This window comes from Xanthomonas codiaei (genome assembly GCF_002939785.1).
Classification (GTDB): Bacteria; Pseudomonadota; Gammaproteobacteria; order Xanthomonadales; family Xanthomonadaceae; genus Xanthomonas; species Xanthomonas codiaei.
Genome location: NZ_MDEC01000075.1, coordinates 1 through 1,661, shown reverse-complemented (window position 1 = coordinate 1,661; position 1,661 = coordinate 1). Strand labels below are relative to the sequence as shown.

Annotated in this window: 1 protein-coding gene; it reads right to left on the bottom strand. The window is 69.1% G+C overall.

Translation table 11 applies throughout. The features are described from left to right. Positions 1–1,661, bottom strand: a 1,661-nt coding sequence (locus XcodCFBP4690_RS22090) for an amino acid adenylation domain-containing protein (protein WP_146092036.1), incomplete at both ends; no start/stop codon positions are given.

Sequence of the window (1,661 nt, the reverse complement as noted above, 5' to 3'; positions counted from 1 at the left end):
CTGCCAGATCTCGGCCAGGGTCTGCTCCACCGCATCGGCCGGCGGCTCGTAGCCCTGCAGACGATGCGCCGCATCCGGCGCCGGCAGCGCGCTGCGATCCAGCTTGCCATTGGCCGTCAACGGCCAGGCCTCCAGCGCCACGAACGCCTCCGGCACCATGGCCTCGGGCAGCAGCTGGCGCAGGTGCGCGCGCAGGACCTCGTCCAGCGACGCCGGTGCAGCAACATCGGCAATGACATAGGCCACCAGGCGCCGGTCGCCCGGCACATCCTCGCGTGCCAGTACCACCGCCTCGCGCACCTGCGCATGTGCCAGCAACTGCACCTCGATCTCGCCCAGCTCGATGCGCCGGCCGCGGATCTTGACCTGGTCATCGTTGCGTCCCACATACGCCAGGCGGCCGTCGTCCGACCAGCGACACAGATCGCCGGTGCGGTACATGCGTTCGCCCGGATGCAATGGGTCCTCGACAAAGCGCTCGGCGGTCAAGCGCTCCCGCCCGAGATACCCCCGCGCCACCCCGGCGCCGGCGAGATACAGCTCGCCCACCACGCCCAGCGGCACCAACTGGCGGTGCGCATCCAGCACGTAGGCACGCAGATGCGGCAGCGGTGCACCGATCGAGGGATGCAGCACCTGCGGCATCACCTCACCGCTGGTCGCCACCACCGTCGTTTCGGTTGGCCCGTAGTTGTTGTGGACGGTAAACGGCAGCCCGACCGGAACCTGGCGCAGACGATCGCCGCCCACCAGCAGGTGCGTCAGGCGCTGCGGCAGGCTGCCCGCAACGAAGGCGTGCTCGGCAAGCGGCGTGGGCAGGAAACTCACATCCAGCTCCTGGGCACGCCACCACGCCAGCACGTCGTCTACCTCGCACTCGCCCGCCGGCATCAGCACGCACCCTCCGGCGCACAGCGTCGGCCACAGTTCCCAGGCGGCGGCATCGAAGCTCAGTCCCGCCACGCTGGAGGTCCGCGAACCTGGCTGCAGACCAAAGCGGGTGCAATGCCAGTGGATCAGGTGCGCCAGCTGTCGGTGCTCCACCATCACCCCCTTGGGCTGGCCGGTAGAGCCGGAGGTGTAGATCACATAGGCCAGATGCGCCGGCGTCAGCCCTGCGACCACCGGATTGCCCGCTGCAGGCGTCGACGTCTGACGCTGTTCGAGATCGAGATCGAGATCGATGACTGGCAAGCTCAGCGCACGCAGCGTCTCGCCAAGCATCGCGCGCGTGGCCGCATGTACCAGCACCGCACGCGGGGCGCTGTCGTCGAGCAGACACCGGATGCGCTCGGCCGGGTAACGTGGCTCCAACGGCACATAGGCGGCGCCGGCCTTGAGGATCGCCAGCAAGCCCACCAGCAAGGCCGGGCTGCGCTGCACGCAGATCGCCACCCGGTCGTCGGGCTGCACGCCCAGCGCAAGCAGGCGATGGGCAAGCGCATTGGCACGCGCATTGAGCTCGGCATAGCGCAGTTGCTCGCCCGCGCACTCCAGCGCGATGGCATCGGGGGTACGGGCGACCTGCTGCTCGACCATCGCCGCAATGGTGTGCTGCGGCTCGGATGGCGCGCGCGCGATATTGAAGCCCAGCAACTGCCGACGCTCGGCCTCGGGCATGACCCGCAACTGGCTTAACGGAAGCTCCGGGGCCTGCTCCA